This window comes from Streptomyces sp. NPDC058620, assembly GCF_042717135.1.
Taxonomy (GTDB): Bacteria; Actinomycetota; Actinomycetes; order Streptomycetales; family Streptomycetaceae; genus Streptomyces.
The window spans coordinates 454138-470771 of record NZ_JBHXQO010000002.1; the positions used below are offsets into that span (position 1 = coordinate 454138).

The window sequence follows — 16634 nt, forward strand, 5'->3', positions numbered from 1 at the left end:
GAGAGGACAGGCAACAGCCCATGGCGAAGATTCTGAAGTTCGACGAGGACGCCCGTCGCGCCCTTGAGCGCGGCGTCAACAAGCTTGCCGACACGGTCAAGGTGACGATCGGCCCCAAGGGCCGCAACGTCGTCATCGACAAGAAGTTCGGCGCTCCCACCATCACCAACGACGGTGTCACCATCGCGCGCGAGGTCGAGCTCGACGACCCGTTCGAGAACCTCGGTGCCCAGCTGGTGAAGGAGGTGGCGACCAAGACCAACGACGTAGCGGGTGACGGCACCACCACCGCCACCGTCCTGGCCCAGGCGCTCGTCCGCGAGGGTCTGCGCAACGTCGCCGCGGGCGCCTCCCCGGCCGCCCTGAAGAAGGGCATCGACGCCGCGGTCAAGGCCGTGTCCGAGGAGCTCCTCGCGACCGCCCGCCCGATCGACGACAAGTCCGACATCGCCGCCGTGGCCGCGCTCTCCGCGCAGGACTCGCAGGTCGGCGAGCTCATCGCGGACGCGATGGACAAGGTCGGCAAGGACGGTGTCATCACCGTCGAGGAGTCCAACACCTTCGGTCTGGACCTCGAGTTCACCGAGGGTATGGCCTTCGACAAGGGCTACCTCTCCCCGTACATGGTGACCGACCAGGAGCGTATGGAGGCCGTCCTCGACGACCCGTACATCCTGATCCACCAGGGCAAGATCGGCTCCATCCAGGAGCTGCTCCCGCTGCTGGAGAAGGTCATCCAGACGGGTGGCTCCAAGCCGCTGCTGATCATCGCCGAGGACGTCGAGGGCGAAGCCCTGTCGACCCTGGTCGTCAACAAGATCCGCGGCACCTTCAACGCCGTCGCGGTGAAGGCCCCGGGCTTCGGTGACCGCCGCAAGGCCATGCTCGGCGACATCGCCACCCTCACGGGTGCGACCGTCATCGCCGAAGAGGTCGGCCTCAAGCTCGACCAGGCCGGTCTCGACGTGCTGGGCACCGCCCGCCGCGTCACCGTCTCCAAGGACGACACGACCATCGTCGACGGCGGCGGCGACTCCGCCGACGTCAAGGGCCGGGTCAACCAGATCAAGGCCGAGATCGACTCCACGGACTCCGACTGGGACCGCGAGAAGCTCCAGGAGCGCCTCGCGAAGCTGGCCGGCGGCGTGTGCGTGATCCGTGTCGGTGCCGCCACCGAGGTGGAGCTCAAGGAGAAGAAGCACCGTCTGGAGGACGCCATCTCCGCGACCCGCGCCGCGGTCGAGGAGGGCATCGTCTCCGGTGGTGGCTCCGCTCTGGTCCACGCCGTCAAGGTCCTCGAGGGCAACCTCGGCAAGACCGGCGACGAGGCCACGGGTGTCGCGGTCGTGCGCCGCGCCGCCGTCGAGCCGCTGCGCTGGATCGCCGAGAACGCCGGCCTCGAGGGTTACGTCATCACCTCCAAGGTCGCCGAGCTCGACAAGGGCCAGGGCTTCAACGCCGCGACCGGCGAGTACGGCGACCTGGTGAAGGCCGGCGTCATCGACCCGGTCAAGGTCACCCGCTCCGCCCTGGAGAACGCCGCGTCCATCGCGTCGCTGCTGCTCACGACCGAGACCCTGGTCGTCGAGAAGCCGGCCGATGACGAGGCCGAGGCCGGTCACGGCCACGGTCACTCCCACTAGTACGCGCCCGGCACACCACTGAAGCCCGGTACCCCCGTCGCGGGGGTACCGGGCCTCGGTGCGTTCGCGGGCCCGTCACGCGGAGTGGTTCAGCACCTCCGCGGTCACCGGGTCCGCGAACGGGCGGCCCTCGGCGAAGCGCTCCAGCTCGTCCAGCGCCTGATCCGCCATGCGGTGCAGCTCGTTGCCCAGTGAGCCGGCGATGTGGGGCGTGAGCAGGACGTTCGGCAGGTCGTACAACGGCGAATCCGCGGCCGGAAGTTCGGGCTCCGTCACATCGAGCACCGCGTGCAGCCGGCCGCTCACCAGCTCCGGGAGCAGCGCGTCCTCGTCGACCAGCGAACCGCGCGCCGTATTGATCAGCGTCGTCCCCGCCGGCATCAGCGCCAGCTGCGCCGCCCCGATGAGGTGGCGCGTCTCGGGCAGTTGGGGTGCGTGGACGGAGACGACCGAGCTGCGGGCGCACAGCTCCGGCAGCGTCGCCGTCCGCACCCCGAGAGCGGCGGCCTCGGCGGGGGAGACGTACGGGTCGTACAGCAGCACGTCCAGGTCGAACGGGCGCAGCAGTTCCATCACCCGGCGGCCGATGCGGGACGCGCCGACGATGCCGACCGTACGGCGGTAGTTGCCGCTCGCGCCGAGGTCCTGGAGCCAGTCGTGGTCGGCCCGCAAGGCGCGGTAGCGCTGGGCGGCGTGCAGGACCCGCTTGTTGGCGAAGAGGATCGCGGCGAGCGTGAATTCGGCGACGGGCAGGGCGTTGGCGTTGGCCGCCGAGGTGACGGCGATGCCGCGTTCCCAGCAGGCGTCGGTGATGTGGTGCTTGACGGACCCGGCCGCGTGCACGACGGCGCGCAGCCGAGGGGCCGCGGCCAGGATCTCCGCGGTCAGCGGGGTGGCGCCCCAGCAGGTGAGGAGCACGTCCGCCTCGGCGAGCGCGGCGGCCGCCTCCGGACCGGGGGCGGCCAGATCGTGGGCGACGAGGCAGGGGTCCGTCCGGGTGAGGGCGGCCAGCCGGGTGCGGTGGCGTTCGGCGAACAGCCGGCCGGCGATGCCGGGTCCCATCGCGAGCAGCGCGCGGGGCCGGTTGTCAGTGGCGTGGGGCATGGTGGAACTCGACTCCTCTTAGGCTCGCCTGACGGTCACTTGACACTTCCGGCCGTCAGTCCCGCCTTCCAGTGCCGCTGCAGTGAGACGAAGGCGACGATCAGGGGGATGACGGCGAGGAGGGAACCGGTGACGACGAGAGGGTAGAAGCTCGGCTCGCCATGGGTGTTGGTGTTCCAGGAATACAGGCCGAGGCTCAGGGGGAAGAGCTCGCGGTCCGACAGCATCACCAGGGGGAGGAAGAAGTTGTTCCAGATCGCGGTGAACTGGAAGAGGAAGACGGTCACGAAGCCCGGCATGACCATGCGCAGACCGATCGACCAGAAGGTGCGCAGCTCACCCGCCCCGTCGATCCGGGCGGCCTCCAGCGCCTCGTTGGGGATGTACCCCGCACAGAAGACCCGTGCGAGATACACGCCGAACGGGTTGACCAGTACGGGGATCAGCACCGACCAGTAGGTGTTGACCAGCCCGGTCTTCGAGGCCAGGAGGTACATCGGCAGGGCGAGGGCGGTGGTCGGGACCAGTACGCCCATCAGGACGAGGGCGAACAGCTTCTCCTTGCCCCGGAACTCGTACTTGTCGAAGGCGTAGCCCGCGGCGACGCAGATCAGGGAGCAGACGAGCGCGCCGCCGCCCGCGTAGAGAAGGCTGTTGACGTACCAGCGGAAGTAGATGCCGTCGCCGTAGGCGGCGAGGTTCGACAGGTTCTCGCCGAGGTTGAAGCCGTCGAAGGAGAAGGCGTTGCCCGCGAGCAGATCGCCGGTGTCCTTCGTGGCGGCGGTGACCAGCCAGACGAGCGGGAAGAGCATGTAGACGACGGCGAGCATCAGGAAGCCGTTGACCGCGGTCTTCGACATCCAGCGGTTCGGGGGAGCTGAGGGGTTCATGCCTTCCTGCCCTTGCGTCCGGTGAAGCGGGTGACGACGAAGGACAGCAGCGCGGCGGTGAGGGCCAGCAGGATGGAGGCGGCGGCGGCGAGCCCGTAGTCGTTGCGTTCGAAGGCCGCGGTGTACGCGTACATGTTCGGCGTCCAGGTGGAGGAGACGGCGGAGCCGGTCCCCTTGGCGAGGATCAGCGGCTCTGTGAAGAGCTGGAGCGAGCCGATGACCGTGAACAGGGCGACCATCGCGACCGAGGCACGGATCAGCGGAACCTTGATGGAGAAGGCGATCCGCCAGGCGCCCGCGCCGTCCACCGTGGCGGCTTCGAGTACGGAGCGGTCGACGGCCTGGAGCGCGGCGTAGAAGATCACCATGTTGTAGCCGAGCCATTCCCACAGCGCGATGTTGACGATGGAGGGAAGGGCGCCGTCGGGGGAGAAGAAGTCGAAGCCGATTCCCCCGGACTCCATGGCGCTGACCACCGGGCTGAGCTGGGGTGTGTAGAGGTAGACCCAGATCAGCGCGGCGATGATGCCCGGTACTGCGTGCGGAAGGAAGAGTGCCAGCTGGAAGAACCGGCGGGCGCGGGCGAGCGTGGAGTCCAGCAGCAGAGCGAGCGCGAGAGCTCCGACGAGCAGCAGCGGAATGTAGAAGAGGCAGTATCCGAGCAGGACGACGAAGCCCTCGCGGAAGGCCCGGTCGCCCAGCGCCGCCGCGTAGTTGTCGAGGCCGCTGAAGACGGTCTCGGTGCCGCCGAAGCCCAGTCCGGACTGCTTCTCGGTGAACAGGCTGAGCCAGACCGCGTAACCGATCGGCACCACCATGACCACGGTGAACAGTGCGAAGAACGGGCCCAGCAGGATTGCGGCGGCTCTGGTTGTCCGGGCGCGCTTCATCAGCCGGCGTCCTCGACCTTCAGGCCGCGCTTCTTGAGCTCGGTGACCGTGGCGTCATGGCCGGCCTTCACCGCTTCGGCGATCGTCGTGTCTCCGCTCGCGACCTTGCCGAACTGGTCCTTGATGATCGTGTTGGAGGTGCCGGTCGTCGGTCCCCAGGCCCAGTCGGGCCGGATGGACGTCGCGGCACCCTCGAAGACCTGGTAGATGTCCGCGCCGCCGTAGTAGCTCGCGTCGAAGGCGGCCTTGGCCACCGGGCGCAGCTCGGCCGCGGCCGGGAAGGCGCTCGACGTGCCGGATGCGATACGGGCCTTGATGCCTTCCGGCGTGGTCGACATCCAGGTGGCGAACTCGACGGCTGCCTCGGCCTTCTTGCTGTTCTTCGACACGGCGAAGGTGGACCCGCCGAGCATGCCGCTCGCCGGTGTGCCGTCCCAACTGGGCATCGGCGCGACCGCCCACTTGCCGCTCTGCTCGGGCAGCGTGCCCTTCAGGACACCGGCGCCCCAGGCGGCCCCGAGGTAGCCGACCGTGCCGCCGTTCTTGAGCGAGTTGGTCCACTCCGGGCTGAACGAGGCGTTGGCCCTGATCAGGTCGTCGTCGATCAGGCCCTGCCAGTAGTCGGCGGTCCTGGTCGTCGCCTCGTCGGTGGTGTTCACCTTCCAGGTGTCGCCCTCGGCCTTGTACCACTGGGCCCCGGCCTGCCAGGCCATCGCCTGGAAGGTGGTCGGGTCATCCGGGAAGAAGGTGCCTATGCGGGCCTTCTTGTCGGCCTTCCTGACCTTCTCGGCGGCCTTGCGGAAGTCGTCCCAGGTGGTGGGGACCTCTACGCCGTACTTCTCGAACAGGTCCTTGCGGTAGTAGAACGCCTGCGGCGAGGCGTCGAACGGGACGGCCCAGTTCTTGCCGCCGAGCGTGGTCAGTTCCACCGCCTGCGGCAGCAGCTTCTTCTTGATGTCGTCCGTGACGTACGCGCTGATGTCCTGGACGGAGCCCTGGCTGACGAACTCGGGCAGCTGCGGGTACTCGATGCTGACGAGGTCGGGCGCGTTGCCCGCCTTGACCGCGTTGGAGATCTTGGCGTAGCCGCCCGCGTTACCGGACGGGATCTCCTCGTAGACGACCTTGATGTCCTTGTGCGAGGCGTTGAACGCGTCAACGACCTCCTTCGATCCCTTCGCCCAGCCCCAGAAGGTGATGCTGACGGGCTTGCCGTCGCTTCCGGGTGCGGCTTCGTCCTCACCGCTGCCGCCGCACGCCGTGAGAACGGCGAGGGCGGTGGCGGCACCGAGGACGACGTGGGACGTTCTGCTCCAACTGCGGCTCACAGCGAGGCTCCTGAACAGGCGGCGACATGGGGCGTTGGCCGTGATCCTTGAACCAGTGGTGACCGAAGTCAAGAGCGAAAGATTGATTGATCGAAAAAAGATCAGAACGGTTATGTACGGAAGTGGCGGCGGAGGTTACGTCAGGGGGTCCCCGCAGGAGCTCCGCACCCGGAGCTGCGGGAGCAGTGTCAGGTGGCGGCGGGGCGGTACGGTGCCGGGCTCCCCGGTCTGCGTGAGGCGTTCCACCAGCAGTTCCGTCGCATGCCTTCCCACCTCCCGCTTCGGCGGGGCCACGGCGGTGAGCGGGGTGTCCGCGAGCGCCGCCACCTCGTCGTCGTAGGCGATGAGCGCCAGGTCCTGCGGCACCCGGACGCCGAGCTCGGCGAGGCGCTGCACGACCTGGATCGCGTCCACGTCGTTGTGGATCAGGGCGGCGGTCGCCACCCCGGAGACGACCGCCTCGCGCAGGGCCTGTACGGCCTCCTCGAAGGCGTCGGGCGCCTGGTCCGCCGGTACGGAACCGATCACGTCCTGCGGGGCGCGCAGCCCCAGCACGGCGAGCGCCTCCTCGTACCCGGACCGCACCGTGACGGCCGTCGGCGAATCGGCGCGGGCCATCAGCAGCGGAGCCCCGTGACCCAGTTTCACCAGGTGGCGCAGGGCGAGCAGCACTCCGTGCCGGTGGTCGGAGCAGACCCGGTCCAGGGCGTCCAGGGGCGAGCCGGCGGCGGGCTGCCGTTCGAGCAGCACCGTGGGCACGGGCAGTGAGGCGATCCAGTCGCCGTACGCCGCCGGGTCGCCGGGCCGCCGCCAGCCGGGCGCGATCAGCACCCCTTCGGCACCGGCGGCGAGCAGGCCCTGGGTGCGGGCGTGGTCCTCCTCCGGCCGGTAGTCCGAGATCCGCAGGATCAGCCGGGCCCCGGCGCGGGCCGCGGCCTCGTGCGCCCCGCGGATCACTTCGGCGAAGTAGTACGTCGCCGAGGGCGCGAGCATGCCGAGGACCAGCCCACTGCCCGCACCGCCCGCGGAGCCGGGTGCAGGGGCCGTACGGTCCTGGGGCCAGGAGACCGAACCGTGCACCCGGTCGAGCAGGCCCCGGCCCGCCAGGTCCTCCACGTCCCGGCGCACCGTGACGGGTGAGACCCCCAGCTGGGAGGCGAGTTCCGAGACGCGGGCCGAGCCCCGTTCCCGTACCAGCCCCAGCAGGCGGTCATGACGTTCAGCAGCACTTTCGCGCACGACAGCAGTCCCCTCGACGTGTGTGTCCCCGACCCTAGACCACGATGATCGAACGACGGGAGTTTCGATCATTCAAGTGCTTTTCGTTGACGTTCGATCAGTCCGAGTCCAGGATTCCTGGCGATGCCTGCCCGACCCGACTCGGACTCTCCGTACGGAGGAATTGTGAGAAACCGGGGCGCCTGCGAAGGCCCCGGGCTTCCGTAAGGACGCCCTGCCGGACTGCCGCCCTGCCGGACTACTGAGGACCGTACTTGCGGCCTGTCCTGGAGGTGACCCCTCCGAGCAGGCCGCGAGGCGTCACCTTCACCAGCCCCATCAGCGCCTTGTACCTGGCGTCCGGCACCGACACCGTCCGGCCGCGCGCCAGGTCCGCGAGCGCGCTCGTCACCAGCTTGTCCGCGTCGAGCCACATCCAGCCGGGGATGCTGCCCGTGCCCATTCCGGCGCGCTCGTGGAACTCCGTCCGTACGAACCCGGGGCACAGCGCCATCAGCCGCACCCCCGACCCGGACAGGTCCTTGGCCGCCCCCTGGGTGAACTGCACGACCCACGCCTTGGAAGCCCCGTACGTCCCGCGCGGCACGAAGGCCGCGACGGACGCCACGTTGATCACTCCGCCGCGCCCCCGCTCCTTCATCCCGGCCGCGGCGGCGGACGTCAGCCGCAGCACGGCCTCGCAGTGCACCTTCAGCATCGCCAGCTCATCGGCCATGGGGACCTCCAGATAGCGCCCCTTGTTACCGAATCCGGCGTTGTTGACCAGGAGGTCGACGGACTGGTGGCGGTCCCCGAGGCGGGCCTCGACCGCCGCGATCCCCTTGTCCTCGGAGAGGTCGGCGGTCAGGACCTCGGCCTCGATGCCGTGCCGGTCGTGCAACTCGGTGGCCTGTACCCGCAGCCGCTCGGTGTCACGGGCCACCAGCACCAGGTTGTGTCCCTCGCCCGCGAGCCGCCGCGCGAAAGCGGCCCCGATCCCCGCCGTCGCGCCCGTAATCAGTGCAGTCGTCATACGCGGCACGTTAGTGCCCCGCGTGCGCGGGAGGCCGACCCGCCCGCTGTCCCTCGTCGACAACCACGAACTGGCCCATCATTCCCTCGTCCTCGTGCCGCAGCAGATGGCAGTGGTACATGTACGGAGTGTCGGGATCGGCCGGTCCGTCGAACCGCAGAACGATGGTCACCGTCGTACCCATGGGCACCGCGACCGTGTCCTTGCGGCCGCGCAGCGCGGGCTCCGGCTCCTTCCCGTTCACGGCCAGAACCCTGAACTGCACGTCGTGGACGTGGAAGTTGTGGGTCACGTCGCCGCCGTTGCGCAGGGTCCAGGTCTCCGTCGTGCCCCGGACGACCGTCTCGTCGATCCGGCCCATGTCCATCGGGCGCCGGTTGATCCCCGACTGCAGCAGCTCGAAGTGCCGGCCGCGTACCGAATCCTCCGCCCGGGGCAGCTCCGGTGCACCCAGGGCCGCGGGCAGGGCGGGCGACGTCCGCAACGTCTTCGCCGCGCGCAGCTCCAGTACGTCGAAGGAGTCGTCGCCCCCGTTGAACCGCTTCTCCCAGCCGTTCCCATGGCGCCACGGATGGCTGCGCAGCACGGTGCGCTCACCCGGACGCACGCGTACGACGATCTCGGCGCGCTCGCCGGGGGAGAGCTGTACGCGGTTCATGGTGGCGGGCTTCTCCAGCAGTCCGCCGTCCGTCCCGACCAGGCCGAACGAGCGGTCGTCGTCGAATCCGAAGGTGTAGACGCGGGCCGTGGACGCGTTCAGCAGGCGCAGCCGTACGAGCTCGTCGCCGACCTCCAGGTACGGGTCGAGGGTGCCGTTCACCAGGGTCTGCTCGCCGAGGAATCCGGTATTGGCCAGGAAGAAGCGCCCGTGGTCGAGCTTCGCCCCGTCGAACGTCACGTCCTGGACGACGACCGGAAGATCGTCCACTCCGTACCTGCTGGGCAGCGCGAGCCGCTTCGACCGTTCGTCGTCGATCAGGAACATCCCGGCCAGCCCGCGCTGGACGTGCCGCTCGGTCCTGCCGTGCGGATGGGGGTGGTACCAGAGCGTCGCCGCCTGCTGGCCGATCGTCCAGCGCGGGGCCCAGTCGCCGCCCGCAGGCACCATCTGGTGCGGTCCGCCGTCCATCGAGGCGGGCAGGTGCATCCCGTGCCAGTGCACGCTCGATGCCTCGTCCAGGGTGTTCCTCACCCGGACCTTCACCTGCTCGCCGCGGCTCGCGCGCAGTGTCGGCCCCAGATAGCCGCCGTTGAATCCCCAGGTCGGGGTGGGCCGCCCGTCCTTGAACTCCGTTTCCCCCGTCTGCATCCGCAGATCGAAGACCCGGGTGCCGTCCTTGTCGACGGTCGACCCGGCCAGCGGGGGCACGGCCATCCGGTTGGCGAAGCGGACCTTTCCCACCGTGCTCACATCGGCGCCGGTCCACAGCCAGGCGAACACGCCGCCGACGGCCGCCACGAACACGCCCGCCACCACTCCCAGCGTGATGAGCGTCCGTACCAACCACCGTCGTCCCCTGGCCTTTTCCATGCTGCCCAGGGTTCCGCCCGGGGGCCGGCCAGGGCATGGGGCGCATCCCTGACCGGCCCCTGAGCCGCCCCCTACGGACCGTCAGCCGTCAGACCCCGTGCTTCTCCACGTACGCCCGTGCGTCACGCAGTGCCTCCGGGTGCAGCGCGTCCCCGGCCGCGAGCAGCTGGGACAGCAGGTGCCGCTCGGTCGTGACGGCGCGGAACACCAGGGACACGGTGACGTCGTGGTCCGGCCGGTGCACTATCTCGATCGGGTCCCCGGCGCTTATCGTCCCCGGTTCGACGACCCGCAGATACGCGCCGGGCGCGGCCTGCCCGGTGAACCGCTTGACCCACCCCTTCTCGCCGAGGTGACCCGCGAACGTACGGCACGGAATGCGGCCCGTGGTGACCTCCAGGACGAGACGGGAGCCGATCCGCCAGCGCTCTCCGATCCGCGCCCCGCTGACATCGATCCCCCGGGTCGTGATGTTCTCGCCGAACTCACCGTTGGCCAGGTCCCGGCCGAGCACCGTCTCCCAGGCGTCGAGCTCCTCGCGCGCGAAGGCGTACACCGCCTGGTCCGTGCCCCCGTGGTGCCGCATGTCGCACACCGTGTCACCGGCCAGACCGCTGCCGCCGGTCCCCTTGGGTCCAGGGTCCGCCACGTGTACGGGGCCGTCGGCCGGGCGCTTGTCGATCCCGGTGACGCCCCCGGGACCATTGGTGTGTTCGGACGTCCTGGGGCGGCCCAGGTTCACGGTCAGCAGCTTCATGGCGTACACGCTAGCGAGCCGCCACTCAAAGCCGCACGCCATTTATTCGCCCACGCTCCAAGATTCGCTTATGGTGGAGGAGTGATCGAAGCCCGTCATCTCCGAGTCCTGCGCGCCGTGTCCACTACCGGTTCGTTCTCCGCGGCCGCGCGCGAACTGGGCTGCACCCAGCCCGCGGTCAGCCAGCAGATGAAGGCGCTCGAGGCGTCGGCGGGCACCACGCTGCTCATCCGTACGGGCCGCGAGATGAGGCTGACCCAGGCCGGCGAGGCCCTGGTGCGCCACGCGTCGGGCATCCTCGCCGGGCTGACCGCCGCCGAGGAGGAGGTCGCGGCGATCGCCGGGCTGCGGGCGGGCCGGGTCCGGCTCGTCTCGTTCCCCAGCGGCAGTTCCACCCTGGTCCCGGGCGCGCTCGCGGCCCTGCGCGCCGCCCACCCCGGCACCCGGGTCTCGCTGGTCGAGGCGGAGCCGCCCCGCTCGGTGGAGATGCTCCGGGACGGTGACTGCGACATCGCGCTGGCGTTCCGCTACGGGGCGTCCGGCGGCGAGTGGGACGACCTGGTCGTGCGCCCCCTGCTGGCCGACCGGCTGATCGGCCTGGTCCCCGAGGGGCACCGGCTGGCGGGCGCCGACTCCGTGAGCATCGCGGAACTGGCCGACGAGCCGTGGATCGCGGGCTGCCCGCGCTGCCGCCGTCAGCTCGTGGAGGTCTGCGAGGCGTCCGGCTTCACTCCCCGGATCGACTTCGCCACCGACGACTACCCGGCGGTGATCGGACTGGTGGGTGCGGGGCTCGGCGTGGCCGTCCTGCCGGAGCTCGCCATCGAGTCGGTGCGCCCGAAGGGCGCCCGTACGGTCACGGTGGAACCGGCCATCGAACGCGAGATCGTCGCGCTGACCCTTCCGGACCTGGCCCAGGTGCCCGCCGTGGCGGCCACCCTCGACGAACTCTCCCGGGCCGCCGCGCGCTGAAGCGGGGCAGCTCCGGCTGATCCGGGACTGCCCCGCTTCGGTGGTTGTATGGGGAACGCCTGCGAAGAAACGTTTCTCTGTTTTGGGTGGGGGCGCCGGTGTCAGGCATGCCCGGGGCCGGCCGTGGCGCCCGAGTGGGCCGCCGTGATCAGCCGGTTGCGCGCCCGGCCCATGAGCTCTTCGCGCTCGTCCTCGGTCAGGCCGCCCCACACTCCGTAGGGCTCCCGTACCGCCAGCGCGTGTGCCGCGCACTCGGCCCGTACCGGGCAGCGCATGCACACCTCTTTCGCCGAGGTCTCGCGAGCGCTCCGAGCCGCCCCGCGCTCACCCTCCGGGTGGAAGAAGAGTGAGCTGTCGACCCCTCGGCAGGCGGCCAGCAGTTGCCAGTCCCACAGGTCTGCATTGGGTCCGGGAAGGCGGGAGAAATCTGCCATTGCTTGTCCCCTCGAAACCGTGCTGAGTCGGAAACGGCATCCTCGACCGTTGTGGATCGTCGGTGACCGGAGTCCCGACCGTACATCTACGGTGTTAGTAGATGTAAATATGACTGATTGCGAATCTAGCCACAGACACCACTAAAAGGGAAGAAAATACGCTAAATGGGGCATACCTTTGGGTGAAGTTTTCGTTGACGCCTGGATGATCTGCGCCGCTCTCCTCCGTGTACGGCCCCTCACGTAGAGTGCCGAACTCGACCTTCCGACCCGTAACTCTTTCGAGTGACCATCGTTGAGAGTGCGGAGGCGGTTGACGAAGAACGAGCTCGGGCAGATGTCCGAGGGGGTCAATCGCACAGGTGACGACTTGTATCAGCCTGGAGGCTCAAGGTGACGCGCATCAGCTGCGGAGGACGGTCATGACATCCGTCCTCGTCTGCGACGACTCCCCGCTTGCCCGAGAAGCGCTCCGCCGCGCGGTTGCCACCGTGCCCGGTGTCGAGCGTGTGACGACTGCGGCCAACGGCGAGGAAGTGCTCCGCCGGTGGGGGGCCGATCGTTCGGATCTGATTCTGATGGACGTACGCATGCCCGGTCTCGGGGGTGTGGAGACGGTCCGGCGGCTGCTCTCCGCCGACCCCGGGGCCCGGATCATCATGCTGACCGTCGCCGAGGACCTGGACGGTGTCGCGCTCGCGGTCGCCGCCGGTGCCCGCGGCTATCTGCACAAGGACGCCTCGCGCGCCGAGCTGCGGGCCACGGTGACGCAGGCCCTGGCCGATCCGACGTGGCGGCTCGCCCCGCGTCGGCTGCGGTCAGCCGAGATGGGTGCGGCGCCGACGCTCACCGCGCGTGAGATCCAGGTGCTCGAAGGCATGAGCCACGGCCGGTCCAACGCGGAGATCGGACGGGAGCTCTTCCTCTCCGAGGACACGGTGAAGACGCACGCGAGGCGTCTTTTCAAGAAGCTCGGCGCCTCGGACCGCGCGCACGCCGTGGCGCTCGGTTTCCGCTGGGGCCTGGTCCGCTGACACCGGGCCGGGGCCGGTAGCCGAAGCCGCCCCCGTCCGCACACCAGCGGGCGGGGTGACGGGGACGGCGGGGCGGCGGGCCCGTGATCCGGCCGCTCCGACCAGCGATATGTGACGCTTCCCGGCCGATGCCGCATTCTTGAGACGTGGAGTTCCTCGGGAACGATTCGGTCGAGCGGAAGGGGAGGGCGCAGGACATGACATCCGGCGCACCCGCTCATAACGCTTCGGTGCACAACTCAGGACGCGGTGCCGCGGATCCGGCGGCGTCAAGGCACCATGGTTCGATGCGCGATGACGAGACAACGGTGATCGGTGCTCTGGTGCACCGCGCCGTCGACGGCGACGCGCAGGCCACCCACGATCTGCTGGCCCACGTCCACCCCCTCGCGCTGCGCTACTGCAGGTCCCGGCTGAACCGGCTGCCCGGTGATGCCCGTCACTTCGTGGAGGACCTGGCGCAGGAGGTGTGTGTCGCGGTGCTGATGGCGCTGCCGCGGTACAAGGACACCGGCAGGCCCTTCGAAGCCTTCGTCTTCGCCATCGCGGGTCACAAGGTCGCCGACCTCCAGCGCGCCGCCATGCGGCACCCCGGGTCGACGGCCGTGCCCTCCGACGAGATGCCGGAGCGGCCCGACGATTCGCTCGGCCCGGAAGAGCGTGCCCTGCTCAGCAGCGACGCGGCCTGGGCCAAGAAGCTCCTGGCCAACCTCCCGGAGAACCAGCGTGAACTGCTGGTCCTGCGGGTCGCCGTCGGACTGACGGCGGAGGAGACCGGACAGATGCTCGGGATGTCCCCGGGGGCCGTCCGGGTCGCCCAGCACCGCGCACTGAGCAGGCTGCGCGCCCTCGCGGGACAGTAGGCGCGTCCGCCCGCGAGCACGTAGGAACGTACAGAACCACTTACCGATCTTGATCGTGGAATGAGACACCCCGGAAGCCCGTTAGCATGGACATCCGCACCGATCAAGGCCATTTGGGGAAGGTGTCATGACTGCAAACGTCGACGGAGTGCCCGAGAAATTCGCGACGCTCGGGCTGACATACGACGACGTGCTGCTGCTGCCGGGCGCGTCCGACATGGCGCCCGATCAGATCGACACTTCCTCGTACATCTCGAAGAACGTCCGGGTGAACATCCCACTGCTGTCCGCGGCGATGGACAAGGTCACCGAGGCGCGCATGGCCATCGCCATGGCCCGTCAGGGCGGCGCGGGCGTGCTGCACCGCAATCTCTCCATCGCCGACCAGGCCAACCAGGTCGACCTGGTGAAGCGCTCCGAGTCCGGCATGGTCACCGACCCGATCACGGTGCACCCGGACGCGACGCTCATGGAGGCCAACGACCTCTGCGCCAAGTTCCGCATCAGCGGTGTCCCCGTCACCGACGCGGCGGGCAAGCTCCTCGGCATCGTCACCAACCGTGACATGGCCTTCGAGCCGGACCGTACGCGCCAGGTGCGCGAGGTGATGACCCCGATGCCGCTCGTGACCGGCAAGGTCGGCATCTCCGGCGTGGACGCCATGGAGCTGCTGCGCCGCCACAAGATCGAGAAGCTTCCGCTGGTCGACGACCACGGAATCCTCAAGGGCCTCATCACGGTCAAGGACTTCGTCAAGGCCGAGAAGTACCCGAACGCCGCCAAGGACAAGGAAGGCCGGCTGCTGGTCGGCGCCGCCGTCGGTGTCGCGGGCGACGCCTACGAGCGGGCCCAGGCACTCGTCGAGGCGGGCGTCGACTTCATCGTCGTCGACACCGCCCACGGTCACTCCCGGCTCGTCGGCGACATGGTCGCCAAGATCAAGTCGAACTCCTCGGTCGATGTCATCGGCGGCAACATCGCCACCCGTGACGGCGCCCAGGCACTGATCGACGCGGGCGTCGACGGCATCAAGGTCGGCGTCGGCCCCGGTTCCATCTGCACCACCCGTGTGGTCGCCGGCATCGGCGTCCCGCAGGTCACCGCGATCTACGAGGCATCGCTCGCCGCCAAGGCGGCCGGTGTCCCGGTCATCGGTGACGGCGGCCTCCAGTACTCCGGCGACATCGCCAAGGCCCTCGTGGCCGGCGCCGACACCGTGATGCTCGGCTCGCTGCTCGCGGGCTGCGAGGAGTCGCCGGGCGAGCTGCTCTTCATCAACGGCAAGCAGTTCAAGTCGTACCGCGGCATGGGTTCGCTCGCCGCGATGCAGACCCGGGGCGACCGCAAGTCGTTCTCGAAGGACCGCTACTTCCAGGAGGGCGTCGCCTCCGACGAGAAGCTCGTCCCCGAGGGCATCGAGGGCCAGGTCCCCTACCGGGGTCCGCTCTCCGCGGTCGTCCACCAGCTCACCGGCGGTCTGCGCCAGTCGATGTTCTACGTCGGCGGCCGGACGGTGCAGGAGCTCCAGGACAACGGCCGTTTCGTACGGATCACCTCGGCGGGTCTCAAGGAGAGCCACCCGCACGACATCCAGATGACGGTCGAAGCGCCGAACTACAGCAGGAAGTAGCCGCACCGTCGCCCGAGGGGCGGCCCCGGGGGGTTCCCGGGGCCGCCCCTCCGACGTGTGTCGGGGATACTGGCATGGCAGACGTAGAGGGAAAGGCCACACCATCGTGACTGAGATCGAGATCGGGCGCGGCAAGCGCGGCCGCCGGGCGTACGCATTCGACGACATCGCCATCGTCCCGAGCCGTCGTACGCGGGACCCGAAGGAGGTCTCGATCGCCTGGCAGATCGATGCCTACCGGTTCGAGCTGCCGTTCCTGGCCGCCCCCATGGACTCCGTGGTGTCCCCGCAGCACGCCATCAGGATCGGCGAGCTCGGCGGCCTGGGCGTTCTCAACCTGGAAGGGCTGTGGACCCGGCACGCCGACCCGCAGCCGCTCCTCGACGAGATCGCGGAGATGCCCGTCGAGTCCGCGACCCGCCGGCTCCAGGAGATCTACTCCGCTCCCATCCAGGAGGAGCTGATCGGGCAGCGCCTCAAGGAGGTGCGCGACTCCGGTGTCGTCACCGCCGCCGCGCTCTCCCCGCAGCGCACCGCCCAGTTCTCCAAGGCGGTCGTCGACGCGGGCGTGGACATCTTCGTCATCCGCGGTACGACGGTCTCCGCCGAGCACGTCTCGGGCGCCGCCGAGCCGCTGAACCTGAAGCAGTTCATCTACGAGCTGGACGTCCCGGTGATCGTCGGCGGCTGCGCCACGTACACCGCGGCGCTCCACCTGATGCGCACCGGCGCGGCCGGAGTCCTCGTCGGCTTCGGCGGCGGCGCGGCGCACACCACGCGCAACGTCTTCGGCATCCAGGTCCCGATGGCGACCGCGGTCGCCGATGTGGCCGGGGCGCGCCGTGACTACATGGACGAGTCGGGCGGCCGGTACGTGCACGTGATCGCGGACGGTGGCGTCGGCTGGTCCGGCGACATCCCGAAGGCCGTCGCCTGTGGCGCGGACGCCGTGATGATGGGCTCCCCGCTGGCCCGTGCGACGGACGCGCCCGGCCGCGGCCGGCACTGGGGCATGGAGGCCGTCCACGAGGACGTGCCGCGCGGCAAGCTGGTGGACCTGGGCTCCGTCGGGACGACGGAGGAGGTCCTCACGGGCCCCTCGCACACCCCTGACGGCTCGATGAACATCTTCGGCGCGCTGCGCCGCGCGATGGCCACCACGGGCTACAGCGACCTCAAGGAGTTCCAGCGCGTCGAGGTGACGGTGGCGGACTCGCAGCACCGCCGCTGATCCCACGCCGGAGACCCGGACATGACGGGAGGGCCCGGACCACGCCTGTTGGGACGGGCCCACCGGCACAATATCA

Annotated in this window: 15 protein-coding genes; 6 read left to right on the forward strand and 9 right to left on the reverse strand. The window is 69.6% G+C overall.

Annotated features, from left to right (window positions below; translation table 11 throughout):
• The first annotated feature begins 20 nt into the window (after window positions 1-20).
• Complete coding sequence (groL, locus tag ACFWSK_RS04645) at window positions 21-1643, forward strand: chaperonin GroEL (protein ID WP_383781840.1); 1623 nt, start codon at window positions 21-23, stop codon at window positions 1641-1643.
• Between the two features lie 75 nt (window positions 1644-1718).
• Here the strand turns inward: groL and ACFWSK_RS04650 are convergent, their stop codons facing one another.
• The 8 genes from ACFWSK_RS04650 to ACFWSK_RS04685 all read right to left on the reverse strand — a co-directional run bounded on the left by ACFWSK_RS04650 (window position 1719) and on the right by ACFWSK_RS04685 (window position 10394).
• The gene (locus ACFWSK_RS04650; protein ID WP_383781843.1) at window positions 1719-2747 is read right to left on the reverse strand and encodes a hydroxyacid dehydrogenase; all 1029 of its coding nucleotides are present in this window, start codon (window positions 2745-2747) and stop codon (window positions 1719-1721) included.
• A gap of 35 nt (window positions 2748-2782) precedes the next feature.
• On the reverse strand, window positions 2783-3637 hold the full coding sequence (locus ACFWSK_RS04655; RefSeq protein WP_383781846.1) for a carbohydrate ABC transporter permease: 855 nt from the start codon (window positions 3635-3637) through the stop codon (window positions 2783-2785).
• A complete protein-coding gene (locus ACFWSK_RS04660) occupies window positions 3634-4527 on the reverse strand; it encodes a carbohydrate ABC transporter permease (protein WP_383781850.1) in 894 nt (297 codons plus the stop codon). Before ACFWSK_RS04660 ends, ACFWSK_RS04655 begins: the two co-directional genes overlap by 4 nt.
• Window positions 4527-5855, reverse strand: a complete 1329-nt coding sequence (locus tag ACFWSK_RS04665) for an ABC transporter substrate-binding protein (RefSeq protein ID WP_383781853.1) — start codon at window positions 5853-5855, stop codon at window positions 4527-4529. Before ACFWSK_RS04665 ends, ACFWSK_RS04660 begins: the two co-directional genes overlap by 1 nt.
• Before the next feature lie 135 nt (window positions 5856-5990).
• Entirely contained in the window at window positions 5991-7094 is a 1104-nt protein-coding gene (locus ACFWSK_RS04670; protein WP_383781856.1) for a substrate-binding domain-containing protein, read from the reverse strand.
• 238 nt (window positions 7095-7332) lie between these two features.
• Window positions 7333-8106 (reverse strand): SDR family NAD(P)-dependent oxidoreductase, encoded by a 774-nt coding sequence (locus tag ACFWSK_RS04675; protein WP_383781858.1) that lies wholly within the window; start codon window positions 8104-8106, stop codon window positions 7333-7335.
• A gap of 10 nt (window positions 8107-8116) precedes the next feature.
• Window positions 8117-9637: a multicopper oxidase family protein gene (locus tag ACFWSK_RS04680; protein WP_383781860.1), complete on the reverse strand. Its 1521-nt coding sequence runs from the start codon at window positions 9635-9637 to the stop codon at window positions 8117-8119.
• Between the two features lie 88 nt (window positions 9638-9725).
• Window positions 9726-10394 carry an MOSC domain-containing protein gene (locus tag ACFWSK_RS04685; protein ID WP_383781863.1) on the reverse strand — a complete coding sequence of 223 codons (669 nt, stop codon included), beginning with the start codon at window positions 10392-10394 and terminating at the stop codon, window positions 9726-9728.
• An 81-nt stretch (window positions 10395-10475) separates the two neighbouring features.
• Between ACFWSK_RS04685 and ACFWSK_RS04690 the strand changes: the two genes are divergently transcribed.
• Window positions 10476-11366: a LysR family transcriptional regulator gene (locus tag ACFWSK_RS04690; protein WP_383781866.1), complete on the forward strand. Its 891-nt coding sequence runs from the start codon at window positions 10476-10478 to the stop codon at window positions 11364-11366.
• 101 nt (window positions 11367-11467) lie between these two features.
• Here ACFWSK_RS04690 and ACFWSK_RS04695 read toward each other — a convergent pair whose 3' ends face one another.
• Window positions 11468-11800: a WhiB family transcriptional regulator gene (locus ACFWSK_RS04695; protein ID WP_383781869.1), complete on the reverse strand. Its 333-nt coding sequence runs from the start codon at window positions 11798-11800 to the stop codon at window positions 11468-11470.
• A gap of 422 nt (window positions 11801-12222) precedes the next feature.
• Between ACFWSK_RS04695 and ACFWSK_RS04700 the strand changes: the two genes are divergently transcribed.
• From ACFWSK_RS04700 to ACFWSK_RS04715, 4 genes are all read left to right on the forward strand, one after another.
• Window positions 12223-12834: a response regulator transcription factor gene (locus tag ACFWSK_RS04700; RefSeq protein ID WP_003948568.1), complete on the forward strand. Its 612-nt coding sequence runs from the start codon at window positions 12223-12225 to the stop codon at window positions 12832-12834.
• Window positions 12835-13121: 287 nt separating this feature from the next.
• Complete coding sequence (locus tag ACFWSK_RS04705; protein ID WP_056796454.1) at window positions 13122-13697, forward strand: sigma-70 family RNA polymerase sigma factor; 576 nt, start codon at window positions 13122-13124, stop codon at window positions 13695-13697.
• 127 nt (window positions 13698-13824) lie between these two features.
• Entirely contained in the window at window positions 13825-15327 is a 1503-nt protein-coding gene (gene guaB, locus ACFWSK_RS04710; RefSeq protein ID WP_383781872.1) for an IMP dehydrogenase, read from the forward strand.
• Between the two features lie 106 nt (window positions 15328-15433).
• The gene (locus ACFWSK_RS04715; RefSeq protein WP_383781875.1) at window positions 15434-16558 is read left to right on the forward strand and encodes a GuaB3 family IMP dehydrogenase-related protein; all 1125 of its coding nucleotides are present in this window, start codon (window positions 15434-15436) and stop codon (window positions 16556-16558) included.
• Window positions 16559-16634: the final 76 nt, after the last annotated feature.